Origin of the sequence: Micromonospora sp. URMC 107, assembly GCF_051386315.1 — a bacterium.
GTDB lineage: Bacteria > Actinomycetota > Actinomycetes > Mycobacteriales > Micromonosporaceae > Micromonospora.
Genome location: NZ_JBPQTK010000034.1, coordinates 19133 through 42217, shown reverse-complemented (window position 1 = coordinate 42217; position 23085 = coordinate 19133). Strand labels below are relative to the sequence as shown.

At 73.2% G+C, this 23085-nt stretch carries 22 protein-coding genes and 1 pseudogene; 3 read left to right on the top strand and 20 right to left on the bottom strand.

The window, feature by feature from the left end; all coding sequences use genetic code 11:
* Positions 1-17: 17 nt before the first annotated feature.
* From ACSNN9_RS11020 to ACSNN9_RS10995, 6 genes are all read right to left on the bottom strand, one after another.
* Positions 18-1004, bottom strand: coding sequence for a carbohydrate ABC transporter permease (locus tag ACSNN9_RS11020; RefSeq protein ID WP_357871964.1), 987 nt, complete (start codon positions 1002-1004; stop codon positions 18-20).
* Positions 1001-2290 (bottom strand): sugar ABC transporter substrate-binding protein, encoded by a 1290-nt coding sequence (locus tag ACSNN9_RS11015; RefSeq protein ID WP_436672925.1) that lies wholly within the window; start codon positions 2288-2290, stop codon positions 1001-1003. Before ACSNN9_RS11015 ends, ACSNN9_RS11020 begins: the two co-directional genes overlap by 4 nt.
* A gap of 230 nt (positions 2291-2520) precedes the next feature.
* The gene (locus ACSNN9_RS11010; RefSeq protein ID WP_357871969.1) at positions 2521-2808 is read right to left on the bottom strand and encodes a GlsB/YeaQ/YmgE family stress response membrane protein; all 288 of its coding nucleotides are present in this window, start codon (positions 2806-2808) and stop codon (positions 2521-2523) included.
* Positions 2809-3087: 279 nt separating this feature from the next.
* Positions 3088-3375: a GlsB/YeaQ/YmgE family stress response membrane protein gene (locus ACSNN9_RS11005; protein WP_358091157.1), complete on the bottom strand. Its 288-nt coding sequence runs from the start codon at positions 3373-3375 to the stop codon at positions 3088-3090.
* A gap of 333 nt (positions 3376-3708) precedes the next feature.
* Complete coding sequence (gene lepA / locus ACSNN9_RS11000; RefSeq protein ID WP_357871972.1) at positions 3709-5586, bottom strand: translation elongation factor 4; 1878 nt, start codon at positions 5584-5586, stop codon at positions 3709-3711.
* Between the two features lie 170 nt (positions 5587-5756).
* Positions 5757-6293 (bottom strand): DUF4240 domain-containing protein, encoded by a 537-nt coding sequence (locus ACSNN9_RS10995; RefSeq protein ID WP_436672924.1) that lies wholly within the window; start codon positions 6291-6293, stop codon positions 5757-5759.
* Positions 6294-6338: 45 nt separating this feature from the next.
* Here ACSNN9_RS10995 and ACSNN9_RS10990 point away from each other — a divergent pair, with 45 nt between their 5' ends.
* Both ACSNN9_RS10990 and rpsT read left to right on the top strand, forming a co-directional pair.
* A complete protein-coding gene (locus ACSNN9_RS10990; RefSeq protein WP_436672923.1) occupies positions 6339-7325 on the top strand; it encodes a phosphotransferase family protein in 987 nt (328 codons plus the stop codon).
* A gap of 238 nt (positions 7326-7563) precedes the next feature.
* A complete protein-coding gene (gene rpsT / locus ACSNN9_RS10985) occupies positions 7564-7830 on the top strand; it encodes a 30S ribosomal protein S20 (protein WP_436672922.1) in 267 nt (88 codons plus the stop codon).
* 167 nt (positions 7831-7997) lie between these two features.
* Here rpsT and ACSNN9_RS10980 read toward each other — a convergent pair whose 3' ends face one another.
* The 12 genes and pseudogenes from ACSNN9_RS10980 to pepN all read right to left on the bottom strand — a co-directional run bounded on the left by ACSNN9_RS10980 (position 7998) and on the right by pepN (position 20539).
* Entirely contained in the window at positions 7998-8504 is a 507-nt protein-coding gene (locus ACSNN9_RS10980; protein ID WP_436672921.1) for a hypothetical protein, read from the bottom strand.
* Positions 8501-9481, bottom strand: coding sequence for a DNA polymerase III subunit delta (gene holA, locus ACSNN9_RS10975; protein WP_436672920.1), 981 nt, complete (start codon positions 9479-9481; stop codon positions 8501-8503). The genes ACSNN9_RS10980 and holA overlap by 4 nt, the downstream gene beginning before the upstream one ends.
* Positions 9482-9605: 124 nt before the next feature.
* Positions 9606-12035, bottom strand: coding sequence for a ComEC/Rec2 family competence protein (locus ACSNN9_RS10970; protein WP_436672919.1), 2430 nt, complete (start codon positions 12033-12035; stop codon positions 9606-9608).
* Complete coding sequence (locus ACSNN9_RS10965; protein ID WP_436672918.1) at positions 12032-13006, bottom strand: helix-hairpin-helix domain-containing protein; 975 nt, start codon at positions 13004-13006, stop codon at positions 12032-12034. Before ACSNN9_RS10965 ends, ACSNN9_RS10970 begins: the two co-directional genes overlap by 4 nt.
* 480 nt (positions 13007-13486) lie before the next feature.
* The gene (locus ACSNN9_RS10960) at positions 13487-13795 is read right to left on the bottom strand and encodes a hypothetical protein (RefSeq protein WP_436672917.1); all 309 of its coding nucleotides are present in this window, start codon (positions 13793-13795) and stop codon (positions 13487-13489) included.
* 671 nt (positions 13796-14466) lie between these two features.
* Positions 14467-14571 (bottom strand): annotated as a pseudogene (locus tag ACSNN9_RS10955) (IS5/IS1182 family transposase); the annotation flags it as partial.
* Positions 14572-14679: 108 nt separating this feature from the next.
* Positions 14680-15249: a DinB family protein gene (locus ACSNN9_RS10950; protein WP_436672916.1), complete on the bottom strand. Its 570-nt coding sequence runs from the start codon at positions 15247-15249 to the stop codon at positions 14680-14682.
* Between the two features lie 4 nt (positions 15250-15253).
* Entirely contained in the window at positions 15254-16171 is a 918-nt protein-coding gene (locus ACSNN9_RS10945) for a DegV family protein (RefSeq protein ID WP_436672915.1), read from the bottom strand.
* A 39-nt stretch (positions 16172-16210) separates the two neighbouring features.
* The gene (locus ACSNN9_RS10940; protein ID WP_436672914.1) at positions 16211-16837 is read right to left on the bottom strand and encodes a histidine phosphatase family protein; all 627 of its coding nucleotides are present in this window, start codon (positions 16835-16837) and stop codon (positions 16211-16213) included.
* Positions 16834-17244, bottom strand: a complete 411-nt coding sequence (rsfS, locus tag ACSNN9_RS10935; RefSeq protein ID WP_121400206.1) for a ribosome silencing factor — start codon at positions 17242-17244, stop codon at positions 16834-16836. Before rsfS ends, ACSNN9_RS10940 begins: the two co-directional genes overlap by 4 nt.
* 110 nt (positions 17245-17354) lie before the next feature.
* The gene (gene nadD, locus ACSNN9_RS10930) at positions 17355-17951 is read right to left on the bottom strand and encodes a nicotinate-nucleotide adenylyltransferase (RefSeq protein WP_358091177.1); all 597 of its coding nucleotides are present in this window, start codon (positions 17949-17951) and stop codon (positions 17355-17357) included.
* Positions 17952-18022: 71 nt separating this feature from the next.
* Positions 18023-20539, bottom strand: coding sequence for an aminopeptidase N (gene pepN, locus ACSNN9_RS10925; protein ID WP_436672913.1), 2517 nt, complete (start codon positions 20537-20539; stop codon positions 18023-18025).
* A 69-nt stretch (positions 20540-20608) separates the two neighbouring features.
* Between pepN and ACSNN9_RS10920 the strand changes: the two genes are divergently transcribed.
* Positions 20609-20827 carry a DUF397 domain-containing protein gene (locus tag ACSNN9_RS10920; protein WP_088992395.1) on the top strand — a complete coding sequence of 73 codons (219 nt, stop codon included), beginning with the start codon at positions 20609-20611 and terminating at the stop codon, positions 20825-20827.
* Between the two features lie 16 nt (positions 20828-20843).
* Here the strand turns inward: ACSNN9_RS10920 and ACSNN9_RS10915 are convergent, their stop codons facing one another.
* On the bottom strand, positions 20844-22208 hold the full coding sequence (locus ACSNN9_RS10915; protein ID WP_436672912.1) for a cellulase family glycosylhydrolase: 1365 nt from the start codon (positions 22206-22208) through the stop codon (positions 20844-20846).
* Between the two features lie 191 nt (positions 22209-22399).
* The gene (locus tag ACSNN9_RS10910; RefSeq protein WP_436672911.1) at positions 22400-22792 is read right to left on the bottom strand and encodes a hypothetical protein; all 393 of its coding nucleotides are present in this window, start codon (positions 22790-22792) and stop codon (positions 22400-22402) included.
* Positions 22793-23085: the final 293 nt, after the last annotated feature.

Genomic DNA, 23085 nt, shown 5'->3' with positions numbered 1-23085 from the left:
GCCGCCGCCACGTCGCGTCACGCGTCCTCCTCCTGCTTGAGCACCATGCGGACGTAGAGGCCGGTCACCACCAGCAGGATCAGGGTGAGGATCACCGCGATCGCGGCGCCGAGACCGTACTTGGGCGGGGGCGAGAACGCCTCCGCGTACGAGTAGATGGAGAGCATGAAGGTCGGCCGGTCCTGCGTGCCGCCCGCCAGCACGAACTGCTGGGTGAAGACCTTGAAGTCCCAGATGGTGGAGAGCACGATCAGGATCCCGAAGACCGGCCGCAGCAGCGGGAAGGTGATCTTCCAGAAGACCTTCCACGGCCCCGCCCCGTCGACCCGGGCCGCCTCGTGCAGCTCGCTCGGCACGCTCTTCAGGCCGGCCAGCACGCTGACCGCGATGAACGGGAACGAGTGCCAGACCACCACCAGGGTCAGGATCGAGAAGAACAGCAGGGGCGAGTTGAACCAGCCGTAGCCGGTCCAGTCGCTGCGCCCGAAGAGGCTCTGCGACAGCCCGTCGGGCAGTGCATTGAACAGCCAGGTGACCAGGCCGCTGGTGTCGTCGAAGATCCACTTCCAGACGATCGTGCCGGTCAGCGCCGGGGTGGCCCAGGCGAGCATCACGCAGCTGGCCACGAAGGCGGCCATCCGCTTGCCGAGCCGGTTGAGCAGCAGCCCGACCAGGGTGCCCAGGACCATCGTGAGCGCGACGTTGGCCACGGCGAAGAGGACGGTGTTGCGCAGCACCGTCAGGAAGAACGGATCGCTGAGGATCTCGGCGTAGTTGCCGAGGCCCACCCACGGCCACTCGCGGTCGCCGCGCAACTGTCGGACGTTGTTGAGCTGGTGGAAGGACATCACCACCACCTGGCCGAGCGGCCAGAGCAGCAGGACACAGATGATCACCAGGCAGGGCAGGAGCAGCAGGTAGGGCAGGCGGTCCACCCGGCGACGCCGCCGCGCGGGGGTCTCCCGCGCGGCGGCCGTCTCCGGCGCCTCGGTCAGCGTGGTCACTTGGCGTTGAGGATGCTTTCCATCTCCGCGGCCGCGTCGGCGGTAGCCTTCTCGACCGTCTTCTGACCCTTCATGACCGAGCTGTTCATCGCCTGGGTCACCGTCTTGGTGCGGCTGACCTCCACCCATTTCGGGGTGAGCGGCGTGAGCTTGGTGTTCTGCATCGTGGTGGCGAACGCCGCCATGATCTTGTCGTTGGCGTACTTGTCGCCACCGACCAGGTCCTTGTAGACCGGGAAGAAGCCGAGGCTGTCGGCGAAGGCCTGGTCGTTCTTCTTGTTCAGCAGCACGGTCAGGTAGTCCCAGGCGAGGTCCTGGCGCTCGCTGTCCTTCCAGATCGCGACGTCGGAACCGCCGGCGAAGCCGGGCGCCGCCTTGCCGTCGGGGCCGGGGATCGGGAACGTGCCCCAGACCTTCTCGATCTCCGGGTTGTCCTTCTTGATGGCGTTCTGCTGCCAGCTGCCGCCGAACGCCATCGCCGCCTTGCCGGTGGCGAACTGGGTCCGGGCGTCGATCTCGTTCCAGCCCGCGGCGGCCGGCGGGGCCACCTTGTGCACGGTCACGAGGTCGGTCCAGAACTTGACGGCCTTCTGCGCCTCGGGCGTGTTGTAGCCGGACTTCCAGGAGTCGCCCTGCTTCGTCGCGATCTCCGCGCCCGCGCCCCAGAGGAACGAGTAGAAGGGCAGCTCCGAGTTGCCGGGCAGCGCGATGCCGTAGGTGTTCGGCTTCTTGGCCTGCACGGCCTTGGCGGCGGAGATCAGCTCCTCCCAGTTCGTCGGCGGCTTCACGCCCGCCTCGGCGAACCAGTCGGTGCGGTAGTACATCCCCCGGACGCCGGCGTACCACGGCACGCCGTACTGCTTGCCGTCGAGCTGGGCGTTCTTGACCAGGTCGGGGAGGATGTCCTTGCCCTCGGACCAGCCGTTCATCCGGTCGGTCACGTCGGCCAGCGCCTCCTGCGCCGCCCAACCCTGGGTCTCGGTGTTGCCCAGTTCGGTGACGTCCGGTCCCTCGCCGCCGGCGAGGGCGGCCTGGAACTTCTTCGGCGCCTCGAGCCAGGGGATGTACTGGACCACCACGTCCGTGTCCGGGTGCTTCTGCCGGAACTCGGTCTCGACGCCGTCGAGGAACTTGGTCTGCGCCTCGCTGCCCTCGCCCATCATCCAGACCGTGAGCTTGCTGTTGTCGGCGGCCTTGTCGTCATCGGAGCCACCGCAACCGGCCAGAACCATCGCGGCCGAGGCCACGACGGCGGTGACCGGGGCCAGCCGCTTCCACCTGTTCACGCCACATCTCCCTCGCGCCGCTTGGCACTAACCTTCTCCGCCGCACCTTAGTAGGAAAAATTCCTTTACGACAGTGGGCGGTCGGCGGAAGAGAGGCGACGGTACCGCAGCGAACGGACCGTGCGCGGGTCCGGTGCCGGGACGAAACCGGGCGCACCGAGACGATCGGGGCGGACGCGAAACGGGCGCCCGACCTGTGCGGTCGGACGCCCGTTTCAGCGGTACGGGGATTACCGGTGGGTGACGCTGCGGCGACGACCCACACCGGCGACCAGCGCCACGGCGATCGCCGCCAGCACGATCTGGACCAGCAGCTCGCCCCAGTCGATGCCCGCGGTCTCGGTGGCGATACCCATCGCCCGAGCCAGCACGGTGCCCAGCAGCGCGGCGCCGACACCAATCAGCATGTGCAGCCACATCGGCATGTTCTGGCGCCCCGGCACGAGCAGGCGACCCAGAGCGCCGACAATGAGACCAACGATGAGCGCAGTGACGATGCCCCAAACGGTGAGCTCCATGTCGCCCTCCTCAAGAAGAATCAGTTCCACGGTCTGTGGTGTTCCTGTCGTGACCGCTAAGTTCCCGACCCGTCAAAAATCCAAACCGACTTTCCGGGGCACCGCTCCGAGCCGCGCCCAGACGGGACTTCCGGCCCACCCGGAACGCGGCCCGCACGGGCGCCCTGTCCAGCGGGGCCGGGCGGACCGACGCCCGGACCCCGTCCGCGAGAGCCCCGGGCGGACGCGAAACGGGCGCCCGACCTGTGCGGTCGGACGCCCGTTTCAGCGGTACGGGGATTACCGGTGGGTGACGCTGCGGCGACGACCCACACCGGCGACCAGCGCCACGGCGATCGCCGCCAGCACGATCTGGACCAGCAGCTCGCCCCAGTCGATGCCCGCGGTCTCGGTGGCGATACCCATCGCCCGAGCCAGCACGGTGCCCAGCAGCGCGGCGCCGACACCAATCAGCATGTGCAGCCACATCGGCATGTTCTGACGCCCCGGCACGAGCAGGCGACCCAGAGCGCCGATGATAAGACCAACGATGAGCGCAGTGACGATGCCCCAAACGGTGAGCTCCACGTCGCCCTCCTTCTCTAAAAGATTCAGTACCACGGTCTGTGGTGTTCCTGTCGTGACCGCTAAGTTCCCGACCCGCCGAAAACCCAAACCGCTCCGACCGACGAGGGCGACGTCGTACATCAATGGCGCATCGCGCGGCGATTGCGCTCGCGCGGTCATCCACGCAGGTGGCGCCCTTCCGTCCGGGCGGGCGGAACCCGGGGGCGGCGGGGCGAAAAAACCTTCGACGCGAACGGCCGGCGCCCCGGCCGGGCGGGACCACCGAGGGGTCCGCAGCCCGGCCGGGGCGCCGGCCGTCGTACGTCGTCATCCGCCGGACGGGCCGGCGGCGGGTCACTTCTTGCCGGGGGCCTTGGCGTCGCCGGAGTCGGAGGAGAGCGCGGCGATGAAGGCCTCCTGGGGGACCTCCACCCGGCCCACCATCTTCATCCGCTTCTTGCCCTCCTTCTGCTTCTCCAGCAGCTTGCGCTTACGGCTGATGTCACCGCCGTAGCACTTGGCGAGCACGTCCTTGCGGATCGCCCGGATGGTCTCCCGGGCGATGACCCGGCTGCCGATCGCGGCCTGGATCGGCACCTCGAACTGCTGGCGCGGGATCAGGTTGCGCAGCTTCGCCGCGATCGTGACGCCGTAGTTGTACGCCTTGTCCTTGTGCACGATGGCGCTGAACGCGTCCACCGGCTCGCCGTGCAGCAGGATGTCGACCTTCACCAGGTCGGACGCCTGCTCCCCGGAGGGCTCGTAGTCCAGCGAGGCGTAGCCCTTGGTGCGGCTCTTCAACTGGTCGAAGAAGTCGAAGATGATCTCCGCGAGGGGAAGCGTGTAGCGCAGTTCCACCCGGTCGGCGGAGAGGTAGTCCATGCCGAGCAGGCTGCCCCGGCGGCCCTGGCAGAGCTCCATCACCGCGCCGACGTAGTCGTTCGGGGTGAGCACCGTGGCGCGCACGACCGGCTCGTACACCTCGGCGATCTTGCCCGTGGGGTACTCGCTCGGGTTCGTCACGACGATCTCCTGGCCGTCCTCGGTGATGGCCCGGTAGACCACGTTCGGCGCGGTGGAGATGAGGTCGAGGTTGTACTCGCGCTCCAGCCGCTCCCGGATGATCTCCAGGTGCAGCAGGCCGAGGAAGCCGCACCGGAAGCCGAAGCCGAGCGCGCCCGACGTCTCCGGCTCGTAGTCGAGCGCGGCGTCGTTGAGCTTGAGCTTGTCCAGCGCCTCGCGCAGGTTGGGATAGTCGGAGCCGTCGATCGGGTAGAGGCCCGAGTAGACCATCGGCTTCGGGTCCTTGTAGCCGCCCAGGGCCTCCGTCGCCGGCCGGGAGTTGATGGTGATCGTGTCACCGACCCGGGACTGGCGGACGTCCTTCACGCCGGTGATCAGGTAACCGACCTCGCCGACCCCGAGCGCGTCGGCCTTCACCATCTCCGGCGAGATGACGCCGATCTCCAGCAGCTCGTGCACGGCGGCGGTGGACATCATCTTGATCCGGTCGCGGGCGCTGATCCGCCCGTCGATGACCCGGACGTAGGTGACCACGCCCCGGTAGACGTCGTAGACCGAGTCGAAGATCATGGCGCGGGCGGGCGCCTCCGCGTTGCCGACCGGCGGCTTGAACTGCCGGACGATCTCGTCGAGCAGGTAGGGCACGCCCTCGCCGGTCTTGCCGGAGACCCTGATGCAGTCCGCCGGGTCGCCACCGATGAGGTGCGCCAGCTCCTCGGCGTACTTCTCCGGCTGGGCGGCCGGCAGGTCGATCTTGTTGAGCACCGGGATGACGTGCAGGTCGTTCTCGAGCGCCAGGTAGAGGTTCGCCAGGGTCTGCGCCTCGATGCCCTGCGCGGCGTCGACCAGCAGGATCGCGCCCTCGCAGGCGGCCAGCGACCGGGACACCTCGTAGGTGAAGTCGACGTGGCCCGGGGTGTCGATCATGTTGAGCACGGCGGTCTCGCCGGCCCGGTCGCCCTCCCGGATGGTCCAGGGCATCCGGACGGCCTGGCTCTTGATCGTGATGCCGCGCTCGCGCTCGATGTCCATCCGGTCGAGGTACTGCGCACGCATCTGCCGGGGGTCGACCACGCCGGTGAGCTGCAACATCCGGTCGGCCAGGGTCGACTTCCCGTGGTCGATGTGGGCGATGATGCAGAAGTTCCGGATGCGCGCCGGGTCGGTGGCACCAGGAGCGTTCGCGCCGGAATCGAGCGTCGGTGGCACAGCGGTCCGTTCTGGTCGGCTGACGTGAGCGGGCCGGCACGACGCCGGCCCCCTCTATGCTCCCACGTCGCCGCCGCGCGTCCGCTGCGCGGGCGATCCCCACCGCCGGAACCACCCCGCGGGCGCCGTCGGGTCCCGCGTCGCGCCGACCGCCGCGGGCCCGGCCGGGCTCACTCGGCGGGGGGCTCGACGAAGAGGGCGGCGAGCTTCGGCAGCCGCCGCTTCGCCTCCTCCTCGTCGTCGAAGTCCCAGAAGTCGTTGAGGTCGGGCACCGGCGCCGGCTCGCGGTCCGCCGGCAGTTCGGCGGCGGTGGCCCGGCGGTACGCGTCCCACGGCACCGCCAGCATCTCCGCGGCCGAGAACTCCTCCCCGCTCAGCGAGGCCGCCCTGACCTGCGGCAGCCCGGCCAGCGAGTCCGGGTCGGCGACGGCGCGCGCGAAGACCTCACGGCCCTGGGTCATCAGCCAGCCCCGGAAGTGGTGGAAGCCCTCGTCTGACACGCCGCCGTTGATCAGGTAGGCGGCGCCCCAGAGGTCGACCTTGTGCGAGGCCGACAACACCCGTGTCTGGTGGCGGGCGTACCCGACGATGTCCTCCGGGTCGCGCTCGGCGAGCAGGGCGACGGCCCGCGCGGCGACCGCGTGCGGCTCTCCCCCGCCGCCGGCCCGGGCCCGGTCGATCAACTGCCAGAAGTCGTCGGTCCTCATGGCCTGGCAGTCTGGCAGACCGGGCCGCCCGGCAGCATGGTGGGCGTGACCCCGACGTCCCCACCTCCCGTGCCGTACCACGCGACCGCCCGCCGGCCGGAGTGGGCGACGTTGCCGGCGACGCTGCGCGCCGCCATCGGTGACCGGCTCGGCGCGCCCGTGGTCGCGGCCCGCGTCGCCGGCGCCGGCTTCACCCGCGGTTTCGCCGCCGTGCTCCACACCGCCGCCGGGGGCCGGGCCTTCGTCAAGGCCGCGGCCGCCGCCCAGCAACCGCGACTGGTCGACTGGTACGCCCGGGAGGCCGCGGTCCTCGACCGGCTCCCGGACGGGCTGCGGGTGCCCCGCCCCCGGTGGACGCTGCACGAGGCCGGCTGGTTCGCGCTCTGCCTGGACGTCGTCGACGGGCACACGCCCCGGCTGCCCTGGGCCCCGGCCGAGCTGACCGCGACCCTGTCCGGCTACGTCGACGTGGCCGCCGCGCTGGCCGACCCCCCGGCCGAACTGCTCGGACTCGGGCTGCCCCACCTCGCCGACCTGGCCCGGGACGACATCCTCTGGTGGGGCGAGGTGGCCGCCGGCCGGGAGCCGGCACCGCCGCTACCCGCGCCGGTCCGGGACCGCCTGCCCGACCTGGTCGCGCTGGAGTCCCGCCTCCCGGCGTACGCCGCCGGCGCGACCGGCCTGATCCACGGCGACCTGCGGCTGGACAACGTGCTCGTCGACGGGGCGGGGCGGGCCTGGTTCTGCGACTGGACGTGGCTCTGCCGGGGGCCGGCCTGGTTCGACCTGGTGACCCTGCTGCTCACCGCGTACGCCGACGGCCTGGACGCCGACGCCCTCTTCGCCCGCCACCCGGCGGCGGCCGGCGCGCCCCCCGACGCGCTGGACGCCACCCTCGCCGCCCTCTCCGGCTACTTCCTCACCACCGCCGCCTCGACGCCCGGGACCGCGTCGCCGCACCTCCCGGCGCACCAGCGGTGGAGCGGCGAGCAGTCACTCGCCTGGCTCGCCCGCCGGCAGGGCTGGACCTGACCGGACGCCGGTCAGCCGGCGGGCCCGCCGAGCCTGCTCCCGGCCGTGCGTGGGGCGGTCGCGCGGGGGCGCACCGGGCCGGTTGCCGGGCCGTGGGACGCGGTGCCCACCAGGGCGGGGACCGAGCCGTTTTGGCTCGTCCCGGGCGACCTGGTAACCTGGCTCTTCGCGCAGCGATGACGCATGCTCGTCGCGCGCGGAAGCAGACCAACCCGAGCTATCAAGACGAGGCTGTCGCGTGGCGAACATCAAGTCCCAGATCAAGCGCAACCGGCAGAACGAGAAGCGCCGGCTGCGTAACAAGTCGGTCAAGTCGTCGCTGAAGACCGCCGTCCGGAAGTTCAACGAGGCTGCTGAGGCCGGTGACGTCGAGAAGGCCACCGTCCTCATGCGCGACGCCTCGCGCAAGCTGGACAAGGCGGTCAGCAAGGGCGTGATCCACTCGAACCAGGCCGCGAACCGCAAGTCCGCGATCGCCAGGCGCGTGGTGTCGCTCTCCGCCTGACGAGGCGACCTCAGACCTGACCGGAAGCCCCGGGCACTTCCCGGGGCTTCCGGCTGTCTGGCGCTCGACGTTGCGCACCACCACCCGGCCGGGGTCTTCCCCCGCCGGGCTTTCGTCGTCGCCAGGTCAGCGATCGGTTGTCGGCGGGCCGGCGGTCGGCAGGATCGTCAGGCCAGCGGATCAGGGCGGGCGGGCTGCGGCCCGAGCCCGGCGTCCCGCTCCCCCGCGCCGTGGCGCGGGTCTCCGTGGCCCTGCCGGTCGCGTCCGGCCCGGGCGGCGCGCGGCACCGGCGACGCCGTGACGACGACGCCCGGCACGCTGTGCGTGACCCAGTCGACCCTGGCCCGCCCGACCACGGGCTCCATCTGCTGGCGGAAGCGGTCCCGTTCCTGCTCGGGCACGAGGGCGGCGGAGCGGACCACCATCGCGGCCACCATGTCGTTGAGCTTCACCATCGCGGCCACCGTGGCGGGCAGGATGACCACCGCCCACCAGGTGACCAGCTCGGCGAGGGCGAGCAGCGCGGCGAGCGCGACGGCGCCCTCGAAGAAGAGGAAGCAGAGCACCCCGCCCGGGTTGACGAAGCGCAGCCCGAGGAGGCGCGCGTAGAGCGGACGGTAGCGCTCCTCGTCGGCGGGGATCGTGGCCCACGAGCCGCGGGGTGCACCGCTCACCGGGCGCCACCCTGTCGGGCGGCGGCGACCGAGAAGACGGCCCGCTCCAGCGCGTACGCGCGGTCGTCGGAGCCGCCCTTGACGGCCGCGTTGCACTCCGCCGCGGCCCGCATCGCCTGGACCAGCCCCTCGGGCGTCCAGCCACGGGCCCGCTGCTGCGCGGACCTGATCTTCCACGCCGGCATGCCCAGGGTGCCCGCCAACTGGTAGGGGTCGCCCCGACCGGCGGACGCGACGCGGGCCACGGTGCGGACGCCGTCGGCGATCGCGTCGGCGATCGGCACCGGGTCCACCCCCACGTGCAGCGCCCAGCGCAGCGCCTCGAGCGCCCCCGGCACGTCGCCCACCATGACGGCGTCGGCGACGGTGAAGCCGGTCACCTCGACCCGCCCCCGGTAGTAGCGGGAGACCGTGTCGGCGCCGATCCGGCCGTCGGTGTCGGCCATCAGCTGGGAGCAGGCGGCGGCCAGCTCGCGCAGGTCGTTGCCGACCGCCGCGATGAGCGCCTCGGCGGCGTCGTCGGTGCACTTCCCACCGGCCCGGCGGATCTCGTCCCGGACGAAGGCCACCCGGTCGCGGTGCCCCTTGAGCTTGGCCGCCGGCACCACCGTCGCGCCGGCCGCCTTCAGTCCGTCGGCGAACGCCTTGCCCTTGGCCCCGCCGAGGTGCAGCACGATCAGCTGCACCTCCGGATCGGGATTCTTCGCGTACGCCAGCAGGGCCGCCACCAGGTCCTTGCGGGCGTCCTGGCCGGCCCGGAGCACCAGCACCCGCCGCCCGCCGAAGAGGGAGGGGCTGAGCATCTCGGCGATCTCGCCGACGACGAGGGCGCCGGCCTGGTATTCGCGGACGTCCACGTCGGGGTCGACGCTGCGGGCCTTCGCGACGGCTTCGGTGACCGCGCGCGTGGCGAGCAGCTCCTCGTCGCCGAGGACGAGCAGAATAGGAGCGAGGCTGGCGGCGGTCACGCCGCCCATATTCGCACGGTCGACGGCCGGATCCAGTCTGCTCGTCGGCACTCCGGCGGCAGAGCCCGCACTCAGTGCAAATCCAGACATTTACCTCAGTGCGCCGCTAAAGCCGGCAATCCGCATCGATCTCCTACGGTTGCCGGCCCGGTGGCGTGCCGCGCGTCACCACCCCGAGACCTCCCCGGCCGAGCACCGCCGCCACGTCCCCCTCCGTGTCGGTACGCAGCACCCGCGCCCCGCCGCGGGCCAGCCGCCCCAGCACCGCCGGATTGGGATGGCCGTAGGTGTTGCCCGCCCCCACCGGCACCAGGGCGATCCGGGGGCGGACCGCGTCCAGGAAGGCCGGATCCTGGTAGGCCGACCCGTGGTGCGCGACCTTCAGCACCTCGGCCCGCAGCCCGCCGGGCGCCGTGTCGTCCAGCAGCGCCCGCTGCTCCTCGGTCTCGGCGTCCCCGGCGAGCAGGATCCGTACGCCGGAGACGGTGGCGAGCAGCATCAACGAGTTGTTGTTGGGGTCCGACCGGGTGCCGCGCAACGGATGGGGCGGGCCGATGACGGTGAACTCGACCCCACCCTCCCGGTACCGCCAGCCGGCCCCGCCCACCACCACGTCGACGGAGTGCGCCGCGGCCTCGGCGCGGACCAGCTCCCGCCCGGCGGCGGGCTCCGGCCACTGCGGGGTGAGCACCGCGCCCACCGGTCGACCCCGGAACACGCCCGCGACGCCGCCGGTGTGGTCGACGTGGAAGTGGCTGACCACCAGCAGCGCCACCTCCCGTACGCCCAGCCGGCGCAGGCAGCCGTCCGCCGCCCCCGGGTCGGGCCCGGCGTCGACCACCACCGCCCGGCCGGCCGCCACCGGCAACACGACGGTGTCGCCCTGGCCGACCGCGCAGGCGGCGACCACCCAGCCCGCCGGGGGCCAGCCGGGGGCGGCCAGCCGTACCGGCAGCGTGCCGGCCACCACGGCGACGACGACCACCGCCACCAGCCGGCGGACCACCGGGTGCCGGGTGGCCACCAGCAGCGCGACGGTCAGCCCGGCCAGCAGCAGGGCCCCCGTCACCCCGCCCGGCCACGGCAGCGTGCCCGCCGGCAGGCGCGCGCCGTGCCGCGCCACCGTGACCAGCCACCAGGCCGGCCAGCTCGCCAGCCACGCGACGAACTCCGCCCCGGCCGGCCATACGGGCGACACCGTCGCCGCCAGCACCCCGAGCACCGTGGCGGGCGCGATGGCCGGCACCGCGAGCAGGTTCGCCGGCACGGCGACCAGGCTCACCGTGCCCGAGATCCCGGCCACCACCGGGGCGCAGGCGAGCTGCGCGGCCGCCGGCACGGCCAGCGCCTCGGCGAGCCCGGCCGGCACCCCGCGGCGGCGCAGCCCGTCGCGCCACCTCGGGGCGAGCAGCAGCAGACCGCCGGTGGCCAGCACGGAGAGCGCGAAGCCGGCGTCGCCGGCCAGCTCCGGGTCGACCAGCACCAGCGCGGCCACCCCGGCGGAGAGGGCGGGCAGCGCCGCGCGGGGACGCCCGGCCGCCAACGCGGCCAGCCCGATGGCGCCCATGGTGGCGGCGCGTACCACGCTCGGCGAGGGGCGGACCAGGACGACGAAGCCCACCAGGGCCAGCCCGCAGAGCCCGGCGGCCAGCCAGGGCCCGGCCCGCGCCCAGCGGGCCAGCAGCAGCACCGCGCCGACGACGATGGCCACATTGGAGCCGGAGACCGCGTTCAGGTGCGTCATGCCGGTGGCGAGGAAGTCCTCCTCCACGGTGGACGGCAGCCGGCTCGTGTCGCCGACCACCAGGCCGGGCAGCAGCCCGCCCTGCTCGTCGGGGAGTGGCGCGCAGGCGCGTTGCAGACCGGCACGCAGCGACCCGGCGGCCCGCTGCGGCGACGGGGCGGCCCCGTGCGGCACCGGCGGCCCGGCCGCGCTCAGCACCGCCGCGGTCAGGTCGCCGCCGCGCGGTGCGGCCAGCCGCCCTTCGGCGGTGAGCCGCTGCCCGGGCAGCAGCCCTCTCCAGCCGGGATCGGTGGCGAGGACCAGCACGCGGGCCGGCGCCGCGACCCACCGCCCGTCCGGGCCGGTGAACCGGGTCAGCCCGGCCGGCACGAGCAGGGTGGCCGGGCGCCCGGCGGCCCCGCGTACGGGACGGGGATCGTCGCGGACGACCAGGTCGGCGGTGACGACCGCCCGCTCCTCGACCAGGGCCCGGACCGGCCCGGCGTCGCGGACGGACAGCCGCGCCGCGGTCGCCGACGCGCCGCAGACCACGCCGAGCAGCACGGCGACGGCGATCCAGCCGTACCGCCGGGTCGGGGCGGCCGGCCGCCCGAGGACGCCGGCCAGGTGCAGCCCGCCCGCCCCTGCGGCCCCGGCGGCCACCGCGGCCACCAGCAGGGTCGCGCCGGCGGTCAGGTGCAGCCCGGCCAGCGCGGCGAGCCAGGTGGCCACCGCCAGGCCGGCCAGCCGCAGGTCGAGGGCCGCCGCGACCCGCTCGCCCCGACCGCCGACGCCGGACGCCCCGGGCCCGGACGGGCTGAACCCGCTGCCCGCCGTCACACCGTCACCAGGTCCTTGAGCTGCTCGTAGCGGGCGTCACCGATGCCGTCGACCTGGCGCAGGTCGCCGACCGAGCGGAAGCCGCCCTGCTGGTCGCGGTGGGTGAGGATGCGCTGGGCGAGCACCGGGCCGACGCCCGGCAGCGCGTCGAGCTGCGCGAGCGTCGCGGTGTTGAGGTTGAGCCGGCCAGCCGCGCCGGGCGCCCCCGGCGCGCCGCCGGCAGCCGTCCCGGGCGGGGGCGCCGCGCCCGGTGGGGCCGCGACGCCGACCAGGATCAGCTCCCCGTCGGTGACCTTGCGGGCCGGGTTGAGCAGGGCCACGTCCACCCCGGGCAGCGCCCCGCCAGCCGCCGCCACGGCGTCGGCGACCCGCGCCCCGGCCGGCACCCGGACCAGCCCGGGCCGGCGCACCTTGCCGGCGACCGCGACCACCAGCTCGCCGGTCGGGGTGGCGGCCGGTTCCGCGAGGCCGGTCACCGCCGGCCCGGACGCCTCGGCGGTGACGACCGGGCGGACCGGCTCGGCCTGCGGCCGGGACCGCCAGGCCCAGAAGCCGGCCCCGAGCACCACCAGGACGGCGACGGCGGCCAGCGCCCGCACCCCCCGCCGCCCGGGGTCGAACGCCCCCGGCCCCGGCAACCGGGACGCCGTCCCCGGGGCGCGGGCCGGGGGGCCGGGCTCCGGCAGCGCCGCCGCGCCGGCCGGCGACGCCGGTGTGCGGGGCGGCAGCGCCACGACCGGCTCCGGCGCCCCGACCGAGCCCGGACGGTCGACGAACGGCCCGGCGGGCCTGCGATGATCGCCGAACGGCCCGGCCGGCCCCTGACGGTCGTCGGACGGCCCGGCGGGTTCGCCGGGCCGTTCCAGGGGTTCGGCGGGCCCGCCCGGCTGCGCCCGCGCGGCGCGCGACGGCCGGCCCGCCACCAGCCGGCGCAGTCGTTCCCGGACCACCGTCTCCTCGTCTGCTGACACGACGCGAAGCTAGGTCCGCGAGCCCCGGGCGCGCGGCCGGCCGGGGTCCGGCTGTGGACGACGGCGCCGCCTGTGGACAACCGCCTGATCATGCGGGCGGTGTGCTAGGGCGGCGAAGAACCGCAGCTCAGCGCGCATCGGGACCGAGACCGCTCGCCTACCCCGTCCGCGGCGTCCGTCGCGTTGGCGCGCTTGCTGCTCCGCGCCCTCCCGGTGCTCATCGCCGCCGTCGTACGGCTCCTCGCTGGACGCTGCGACGGCACGGCTCGTCGAACCAGATAACGATCTTGTTGGGGTGGCGGCGAGAAAAGGAGCCCGGGGAGCGGAGTGCCGGTCGACCAGCGGACGCACCGCGGCGACGTCGTGCGTTTTGCGGACGAGCTGGTACGCCCTCCGCGCCCCGGGCAGATCGCCGACGACCGGAAGGAGCACGCCTGACGGTGCCCGACGAACTCCTTGCAGCGATCGGCGAGCGGTGGCTCAGTTGAAGGTGTAGCAGTACAACTGCACGTTGGCGGTGTAGTAGTACTCGCTGATCTTCGTGCTGCTGCTGTAGGTCGTGCGGCAGTCGAGGAAGGCGTTGAAGCCGCCCATCTGTGCCTTCCACTTGGCGTCGTTCTCCGCGGACCAGATGGCGGACGAGGCGGAGGATCCCGAGCCGTAACCCGTGTACCAGCCGACTGCGTTGACTCCCGCGTCGGCGGACGCGGGGGCCGCACCCGCCAGCAGGGACACCGCGGTCGCGCCGGTGACGGCGGTGGCAGCGAGGACCTTTCGAATCGCGCGCATTGAAGCTCCGTTCTGTTCGAATGGATGCCCGCGAGCCTGCCACGAGAATCAACCATTGTCAATTCAATCGCGCCTGGCGTTGGCAACTGTCCATTCGCTGATAGGCCTCGACGGTTGTTTCGAGGATGCCGTCCGCCGCCTTGGTCCAGGTAGACGCCTGGGTCGGCGTTCCATGCCGCGATCCAGACGGTGACATCGGCTTTCAGGTCGGCGAGACTGCGGTGGGCCGACCGACGTGGTTCGCGGCAGGTTGGTTCGCGCAACCAGTTCGACCAAGGGTGAGCCACGACGCAGGAGGCGCAGAAACTCCTGGTGGCGATGCATGCGCTGGGTCTGGCCGATGAGCCACGTCCCACGCGGAGAACAGGTCGGTGGTGCCGTGGCGGACGTAGTCGGTGGTCACTGTCCGTCAAATTGGGTCAGCCCCCAGAGGGCGTGACCACGGAGCGGCGCTGGCCGGTCCGTAATTAGTCCTTTGACCTGCCGCACCATGCTGTTGTTGGCCGCGAGCTACTTCCTCTTGAGGTGGTGATGGCGATCGGCGCGGAGGCGAGTTAACGAGTCGCGGTCAGGTCCCCAGGCGTGGACCAATTGCAGATTGGTTCTGCCCTAGGCAGTGTCTTCAAAAGTTCACAGTTGTTGCAGTAGCGCGGCAATGGTGATGTGGCCTGGTACGAGGTAGCGGTCTTGTCGTAGCGGGTGGCGACGCTGCGGCACTGCTTGAGCCGGTTGAAGCAGCGCGCTACGACGTTGCGCCGTTGTAGAGACCGCCGGTCCCGCCGACGGCAGGTACCTCCGACAGTGCCCCCACCCGACGTCAGACGACCCACAACGCCGACCCACGCGCCACGCCATCCGACACCAAGATCCTTTGAAGGCACCGCCTAGCGGTTGCCGGCGTCGAGGGCGGCCTGCTCCACCCGCTGGCGGTGGTCCCGCCACCACAAGTCGTCAGCGGGCGGCAGGTTGTCGTTCCTGGGCAGCAGCCCGGCCGCGCCGTCGATCAGCTCGCGCACGATGTCCGCGTGGCCGGCGTGCCGTTGTGTCTCCGCGACGACGTGGACCAGGACGTGGTGCAGTGTGACCGCCGCATCGCCCCACCATGGCACCCGGCCGACGTGGTCGAGCGCGAGGGCGTCGATGGTGGTGTCGGCGTGGGAGCTGGCGCGACGGTACAGGGCGACGATCTCTTCGCGGGTCTCGTCCGCCGTCGCCCACATGTCGGCATTGGTCTCGGCGGCGTCGCCGACGTACGGCAGCTCCCGCTCGAACGGGCGGCCGAACACGACGCCGAAGTAGAGGATCTCCATGGCCGCCGCGTGTTTCACCAGACCGAGCAGGTTGGTCGCGGTCCGGGTCAGCGGGCGTCGGACGTCGTACTCGCTGAGCCCGTCGAGCTTCCAGAGCAGCGCGCCGCGGCCGCCCTTCAGGTAACTGTGCAGGTCGTCCTTCATGGTGTCACGATGGCATCCGGTCAGGTGTCGGCGCCGCGCCGCATGATCGACAGGACGCGCCCCAGCCGGTGACCGGGGGCCGGCGGTGCACGACGACGCAGGCCAGGCCGGGCCCGGCGTGCGCGGCGACCACCGCGCCGGCCTCCGAGACGTACGAGTCGTGCAGGCGGTCGCCCAGCCGGGCCTTCAGCGTCTCCAACAACGCCTCGGCCCGCTGCGGCGCGGCGAGGTGGTGCACGGCCAGGTCCACCTCGGCGTCGCCGGCGGCCTCGACGGCCAGGTCGACCAGTCGCGCCACGCCCCGGCTGGCGGTACGCACCTTGTCCCTGAGGACGATCGCGCCGTCCGGCATGTGCATGATCGGCTTGACCGACAGGGCGGTGCCGAGCAGCGCCTCGGCGGCACCGATCCGGCCGCCCCGGCGGAGGAACTCCAGCGTGTCGACGTAGAACCAGATGCCGGTGCGGGCGATGGCGGCCACCGCGGCGTCGCGTACCCCCGACAGGTCCCCGCCCCGCTCGGCGGCCGTGGCGGCGGCGACGGCGGGGAAGCCGAGGCCCATGCCGGTCGAACGGCTGTCGACCACCGCGACCCGGTCGTCGAACTCGGCGGCGGCCAGCCGGGCGGCCTCCACCGTGCCGGAGAGCTCGGCCGACAGGTGCACCGAGACGATCCCGTCGGCGCCCGCGTCGAACAACTCCCGGTACGTCCGGGCGAACTGCTCCGGGGCGGGGCGCGAGGTGCTCACCGAGACGCGCCGGCCGCCGAGCGCCCGGGTGGCGTCGGCGGGGGTGGTCTCCACCCCCTCCAGCCCTTCGGCGCCGTTGAGCACGACGGCCAGCGGCACCACCGTCAGCCGGTGGGCGCGCAGCAGCTCGGGCGGGAGGTAGGCGGTGGAGTCGGTGACGACCGCGACGGGCATGCCCGGCACGCTAGCCGATGTCGCCGGGGAACGCCCGGGTCAGACGGCCTCGGTGGCCGGCACAGTGATCAGGCCGACGTTGTGGGCGCGCAGGTGCCAGCCCCGGGTGTCGTCGTGGCGCAGCTCGGTCCAGTGGCAGTTCTGCAGCGAGCCGATGGTGCGCAGGACGGCGTGCTCCCAGCCGAGCAGGTGGCCGCAGCCCTGCCGGGCCGCGCCGCCGTGGGTGGCCACCACCACGGTGCCGCCGGGCACGGCGTCGGCGGCGTCGGACAGGGCCGCGCCGACCCGCTTGCCGAGGTCGTCGAGGGTCTCGATGCCGGCGCCCGGATCCGGGTCGCCGGCCCGCCAGCGGGCGAACTCGGCGGGGTGGCGCTCGGCGGCCTCGGTGAGGGCCAGCCCCTGCCAGGACCCGAAGTGCCGCTCCCGCAGCCGCGGGTCGGTGCGCACCGGCAGCCCGGTCAGCGCGGCCAGCGCGCCGGCGGTGTCCGCCGCGCGGCTCAGGTCGCTGGCCACGATGGCGTCCGGCCGCAGCCCGGCCAGCAGGGGCGCGGCGCTGCGGGCCTGCTCGCGGCCGAGGTCGTTCAGTGGCACGTCGGTCTGCCCCTGGACCCGGCTGGCGGCGTTCCAGTCGGTGTTGCCGTGCCGCCAGATGATCAGGCGGGTCATTCCGCGGTGGTGGAGCCGGTGCCGGACTCGGCGTCGACGAGGTCCCGGTCGACGAACGGGATCGTCGGGCAGTCCTTCCACAGCCGGTCGAGGGCGTAGAACTCGCGCTCCTCGGTGTGCTGGACGTGCACCACGATGTCGACGTAGTCGAGCAGCACCCACCGGCCGCCCCGCTCGCCCTCGCGCCGGACCGGCTTGGCCTTCTCCGGCAGCTCGAGCAGCCGCTCCTCGATGGCATCGACGATGGCGAGCACCTGACGCTCGTTGGGAGCCGCGGCGAGCAGGAACGCGTCGGTGATGGCGAGCTGGTCGCCCACGTCGATGATGACGATGTCCTGCGCCTTCTTGTCGGCCGCGGCCTGGGCGGCGGCGATGGCCAACTCGTGGGCGCGTTCGGAAATTGTCACCGTTCTCCTTCGATCAACCGTGCGATCCTCCAAGCGTCTCACACCCGGCGGAATCCCGACTCGTCAGTTCTGGCGCGTTACCCGCCCGAACCGCCCCATAGCGGGCCGAATCACGACTGGTAGAGGCGCCGCTTGGCGATGTACTGCACCACACCGTCCGGCACCAGGTACCAGACCGGCTCCCCCCGGGCGACCCGCGCGCGGCAGTCCGTGGACGAGATGGCCATGGCCGGGACCTGCACCAGGCTCACCGTGTCGGCCGGCAGGTGCGCGGCGGTCAGCTCGAAGCCCGGCCGGGTCACGCCGATGAAGTGGGCCAGCTCGAAGATCTCGTCCAGGTCCTTCCAGGAGAGGATGCGCTCCAGCGCGTCCGCCCCCGTGATGAAGAAGAGCTGCACCTTCGGGCCGTACTCCGCGTGCAGGTCGCGCAGGGTGTCGACGGTGTAGGTGGGCCCGCCCCGGTCGATGTCGACCCGGCTGACCTGGAAGCGGGGGTTGGAGGCGGTGGCGATGACCGTCATCAGGTAGCGGTCCTCCGCCGGGCTGACCGGCTCGTCCGCCTTCTGCCACGGCTGACCGGTGGGGACGAAGACCACCTCGTCCAGCCCGAACCGGTCCGCCACCTCGCTGGCCGCGACGAGGTGCCCGTGGTGGATCGGATCGAAGGTGCCGCCCATGATGCCGACCCGCCGGATGTCTTCCTCCACCCCGCGATCCTAGGCCGGGCGGAACCGGCGGCCCCGGGGGGCCGCCGGACCGTCCCGCCCGGCGGACGGCGTCAGGCCGCCGCCGCGGCGACCGCCGTCCGGGCGACCAGGGCCCGCCGCAGGTCGTCGTCGGCGTCGGTCACCACCCGGCGCAGGCCGGGGGTGACGTCGTCGCGGGCCAGCAGCGCCGCGGCCGCCTCCCGGGTGGGCTGCGCCACGGCGTAGCGGGGGAAGGCCGACTTCGCGATCTGGTCCGCCACCCAGGGCGTACGCGAGCGCGCGGCGGCCGGCATGTCGGCGAAGTACCGCTCGACGTAGCCGGCGGTCAGCTCGGCCTGCTCGGGCTGCCAGAAGCCCTCCGCGGTCGCCTCGACGAGCCGGTTGGACAGCTCCGTGTTCGACACGACGATCTCCCACGCGGCCCGCTTGGCGGCCGGATCGGGCAGCGCCGCCCGGCAGCGGGCGGCCCGCTCGGCGCCGGCGGCGCTCGGGTCGGCCGCGGCCTCGGCGGCGATCTCCGCCTCGCCGGCCGCGCCGAGCACCACCAGCCGGAGCAGCAGCGACCAGCGCAGCTCGGCGTCGACCGCCAGCCCCGGCGGGACGTCCCGGCCCGCGAGCCAGCCGGCGAGCCGGTCGGCGTCGGTGCTGGCGGCGAGCCAGCCCCGGGCCGCCGCGAGCTGCAACGAGCCGCCGGCCGGGGCCCCGTCGAGCAGTGTCCGGCAGGCGGCGGCGACCTGCGCCAGGGCGGCCTCGCGGGCCAGCGGGTCGAGGTAGCGGTCGACCAGCGAGCGGCTGAGCGCGAGCACGTCCTCGGCGATGATCACCTCGGTCTCGGCGGGGAGGGCGGCGGCGATGAGGGCGACCAGGCCGGCGACCGGCCGCTCCCCGTCGATGGCGGCGTCCAGCGCCTCGCCCCAGAGCAGCGCCCGGGCCAGCGGGTCGGCCAGGCCGGGCAGCACCAGCGGCACGGCGTCCGCCGACGCGGGGTCGAGCCGGATCTTGGCGAACGTCAGGTCGCCGTCGTTGGGCAGCAGCAGCCGGGCCGCCGGCTCGCCGGCCAGCCCGGCGAGCACCGTCCGGCCGCCGTCGGCGTCCGGGTCGAGGTCGACCTCCGTCCGGACGACCGTGCCGTCGGCGGCGTACCGGCCGACGCCGATGCGGTGTGGGCGCAGCACCGGGTGCGACGCGGGGGCGGTCTGCCCGATCGCCACCTCGGTGTAGCGGCCGTCCGCGTCGACGGTGACCTCGGCGCGCAGCGTGTTGACCTGCGCCGAGCGCAGCCAGCGCTCCGCCCAGCCGGACAGGTCGCGCCCGCTGGCCGCGGCGAGGCTGCCGAGCAGGTCGGCCAGGGTGGCGTTGCCGAACCGGTGCTTCGCGAAGTGGGCGTTGAGGCCGGCGAGGAAGGCGTCGTCGCCGAGCCAGGCGACGAGCTGCCGCAGGACGCTGGCGCCCTTGGCGTACGAGATGCCGTCGAAGTTGAGCAGGCCCTCGGCGGCGTCGGCGACCTCCTCGGGCGCCACGGGGTGGGTGGAGGGGCGCTGGTCGGCCGCGTAGCCCCAGGCCTTGCGCCGCAGGGCGAAGGTCGTCCAGGCCGCCTCGAAGCGGGTCGCCTCGGCGGTCACCCGGGTGCCGAGGTACTCCGCGAAGGACTCGTTCAGCCAGAGGTCGTCCCACCAGCGCATGGTGACCAGGTCGCCGAACCACATGTGCGCCATCTCGTGGGCGATGGTGGTGGCGCGCTGCTCCCGCTCGGTGTCGGTGACGGCGGAGCGGAAGACGTAGTCGTCGCGGAAGGTGACGAGGCCCGGGTTCTCCATCGCGCCGGCGTTGAACTCCGGCACGAACGCCTGGTCGTACTTGCCGAACGGGTAGCGCTCGGCGAAGAGCTGGTGGAACCGGTCGAGGCACCGCCTGGTGACGGTGAGGATCTCCTCGGCGTCGGCGTCCAGGTGCTCGGCGAGGGAGCGCCGGCAGTAGACGCCGAGCGGGATGCCGTCGTGCTCGGCGCGCCGGACGTGCCAGGGGCCGGCGATCAGCGAGACGAAGTACGTGGCCAGCGGCGCCGTCGGGGCGAACTCCCAGCGCCCGGGGCGCGGCGTGGCGGCGAGCTGACCGTTGGCCGCGACGACCCAGTGCGGCGGGGCGGTGACCGACACGGTGACCGGGGCCTTCAGGTCGGGCTGGTCGAAGGCGGCGAAGAGGCGCTGCGCGTTGTCCAGGAACGACATCGCGTAGAGGTAGGTCTCGCCGTCGGCGGGGTCGACGAAGCGGTGCATCCCCTCGCCGGTGTTCGAGTACGCCATCTCGGCGGCGACGGTGAGCGTGTTCTCCTCGGCCAGCCCGGTCAACGGCAGCCGGTTGTCGTCCAGCGTGGACGGGTCGACGTCGCGGTCGTTGAGGCGTACCGCCAGCAGTTTCGCGGGTTGGACCTCGACGAAGGTCTCCGCGCCGGGGGTCGCCCGGAAGCGGATGGTGACGTCGGAGCGGAACCGCTCGCCGTCGCCGCTCAGGTCGAGGTCCACCTGATAGGACTCGACGGTGATCGCCGCGCCACGCGCGCTCGCCTCTACACGGGTCAGGCTCGGCATCCGCTTATCCTGCCCGATGGGGAACCGTACGTGTCTCCCCCATGACCCGTGGCACTGGAGGACTGAACGATGGCTTCGCACCCCAAGGGCGACTTCGACCTCTCCCGGGCGGTCTGGCAGCGGGCCGAGGGCGACACGTCCGAGAGCGCCGTCGAGGTCGCCTTCGTCGACGACCTGATCGGGATGCGCAACTCCGCCGAGCCCGACGGCCCCGTCCTGGTCTTCACCCAGGCCGAGTGGGACGCCTTCGTCGCCGGCGCCCAGGACGGCGAGTTCGACCTGGACTGACGGCGACGCCCGTCGGTCAGGTGGCGGTGCAGGACAGGGGCGGTACGGCGTTGGTGCCGCTCCACGAACCGAGGAAGCCGAAGGTCGTGGCGGCGCCCGCGCCGAGACTGCCGTTGTAGCTCACGTTGCGGGCGGTGACGGCGGATCCGCTGGTGGTGACCGTCGCGTTCCATGCCTGGGTGACGGCCTGGCCGGAGGCGAGGGTCCACGTCACCGTCCAACCGCTGATCGCCGAATCTCCGGCGGTGACCCGGATCTCGCCCTGGAAGCCGCCCTGCCACTGACCCACCACCCGGTAGTCGGCGGCGCACGCCTTGCCGCCGCCGGTCGGGGTGGGGGTCGGTGAGCCCGTCGGGGTGGCCGTGGGCGTGACTGTCGGGGTGGCCGTGGCCGTCGGCGTCGGCCCGCCGCCGAAGATCGTGGCCTCGCTGGCCGTGGCCTTGATGCCGTTGGCGCCGTTGAAGATCCGCTGACCCCAGGTGGTGAGCCGCGCGGGATCGAAGTCGGTGGCCATGTCCAGGATCGGGTCGGTGTTGCCGCTCCACGACCAGGCGAGGTAGCCCAGGCCACGCGCCTGCGCCTCGGCCAGGATCGTCTCGTGGTCGACCTCGTTGGCGTTGAACCGCCAGCCGAACTCGCCGATCACCAGCGGCCAGCCGTTGGCCTCGAACCGGTCCAGGTAGTCGGTGATGGCCGCGGCCGTGTTGAACACCGCGTACATGTGGATGGAGAGCACGGTGTTGTGCCGGCTGTCGGCGTCCAGGATCGTCTGCGCGTTGTCCCGCATGACGAACTGCCAGTCCTGGCCCCAGTTCGGCGCGTCGACCATGAGCAGGTGCTCAAAGCCGTTGGCCCGCATCTTCGTGATCGCGGCGGTGGTCGCGGCGGTCCACTGGCCGGCGTTCACATTGCCGATCGGCTCGTTGCCGATGTTGATGACCACGTAGCCCTCCTGGCCGACCAGCGCGCTCTTCTGGCTGATCCAGTAGTCGACGGCCTCGTCGAGCGACGCGGCGGCGCCCTCCTCGCCGTAGCCGGTGGTGTCGTGGACCTCCAGGACGCAGATCAGCCGGTTCTGCTTGCACAGCGAGACCACGTTCGCGACGTCGGTGGAGGGACCCCACCGCTTGCCGCTGCCCAGCACCACCCGGACGGTGTTGGCGCCGAGCGCCTTGACGTCGGCGAACGAGTCGGTCCGGCCCGTGTACCAGACGTGGGGATGGTTGACGCCCCGCATGACGAACGGCCGGCCGTTCGCCTCGACGATGGTGCGCCCTTCGACGTGCAGTCCCACGGCCGCGTCCGCCGGCTTGACGAACACCAGGACGGACGCGACGACGACCAGGAACGCGGCGCCGAGGGTGAGAAGCCTTCTCTTCATTGCCTACCTCAGGGGTGAGGCCCCGACGGATCGGGGCGCAGGCACGCCTGCCCTGGCGCACGCCTGTGGGGTGCGCGGCGCGCTCGTGACGAGTGCGACGTACGGGTGCGAGGCCGGCCCGGCTCGGCAACGGTGCCAAGCTACCCGCGCCGAGACGGGCAAGGCAATAGGGGGCTGTCGATGCCGCGGGGTCAGTCGCCGTCGCCCCAGCCCAGCCCGCCCGGCCCCGGGGCGTGGTGGAAGCCGGGATGGCCGGACACGTCGGCGCAGCGCTCGCCGTCCGGGCCGGACGCGCCGCAGAACAGCCGCTCGGCGCGCTGCCAGGCGTCGGCCGGCGACAGCGCCGACGCGCCCAGGGCCACCTCGGGGCGCAGCAGGCTCAGCGCCTCCGCGTAGCCGACGGCCAACTCCCGGGCCGACGCCAGGTCGGAGGCGGTGAAGCCGAGGTGCACCGTGAAGAACCGGTCCGGCCGGGCCGAGCGGCGGGACGACGTGATCAACGACGTGCCGGCGACCTCCCGAGCCGTGCCGAGCGCCCCCAGCGCCTGCCGTTGCCGCCAGTACGCCGGCCTGTTGTCACGCATGAGTCCTCCCCGTGGCGATCGTGGGCGGGCCCCTCCTCCGGTGGACCGCCGGGTTCCGTCGCGGCTGCCGCCGGCGGGACGCCGGCGACGGCCCGGCGGACCGCTCCCCCGAGACAACCAGCTTTCCGCGGCCCTGGGAGGGGCCAGCGGAGGTCGCCGCCCGCTGGCCCCTCCCCCGCACGTCTCCGCGCCGGCCGCGGGCCGGGCCGACCCGGGCCCGAGATTCAGCCGCGCCGGCCTGGGTAGACGCAGAGGCACGGACAGGACCCGGCCGGCGACGGCCACCACCCCCG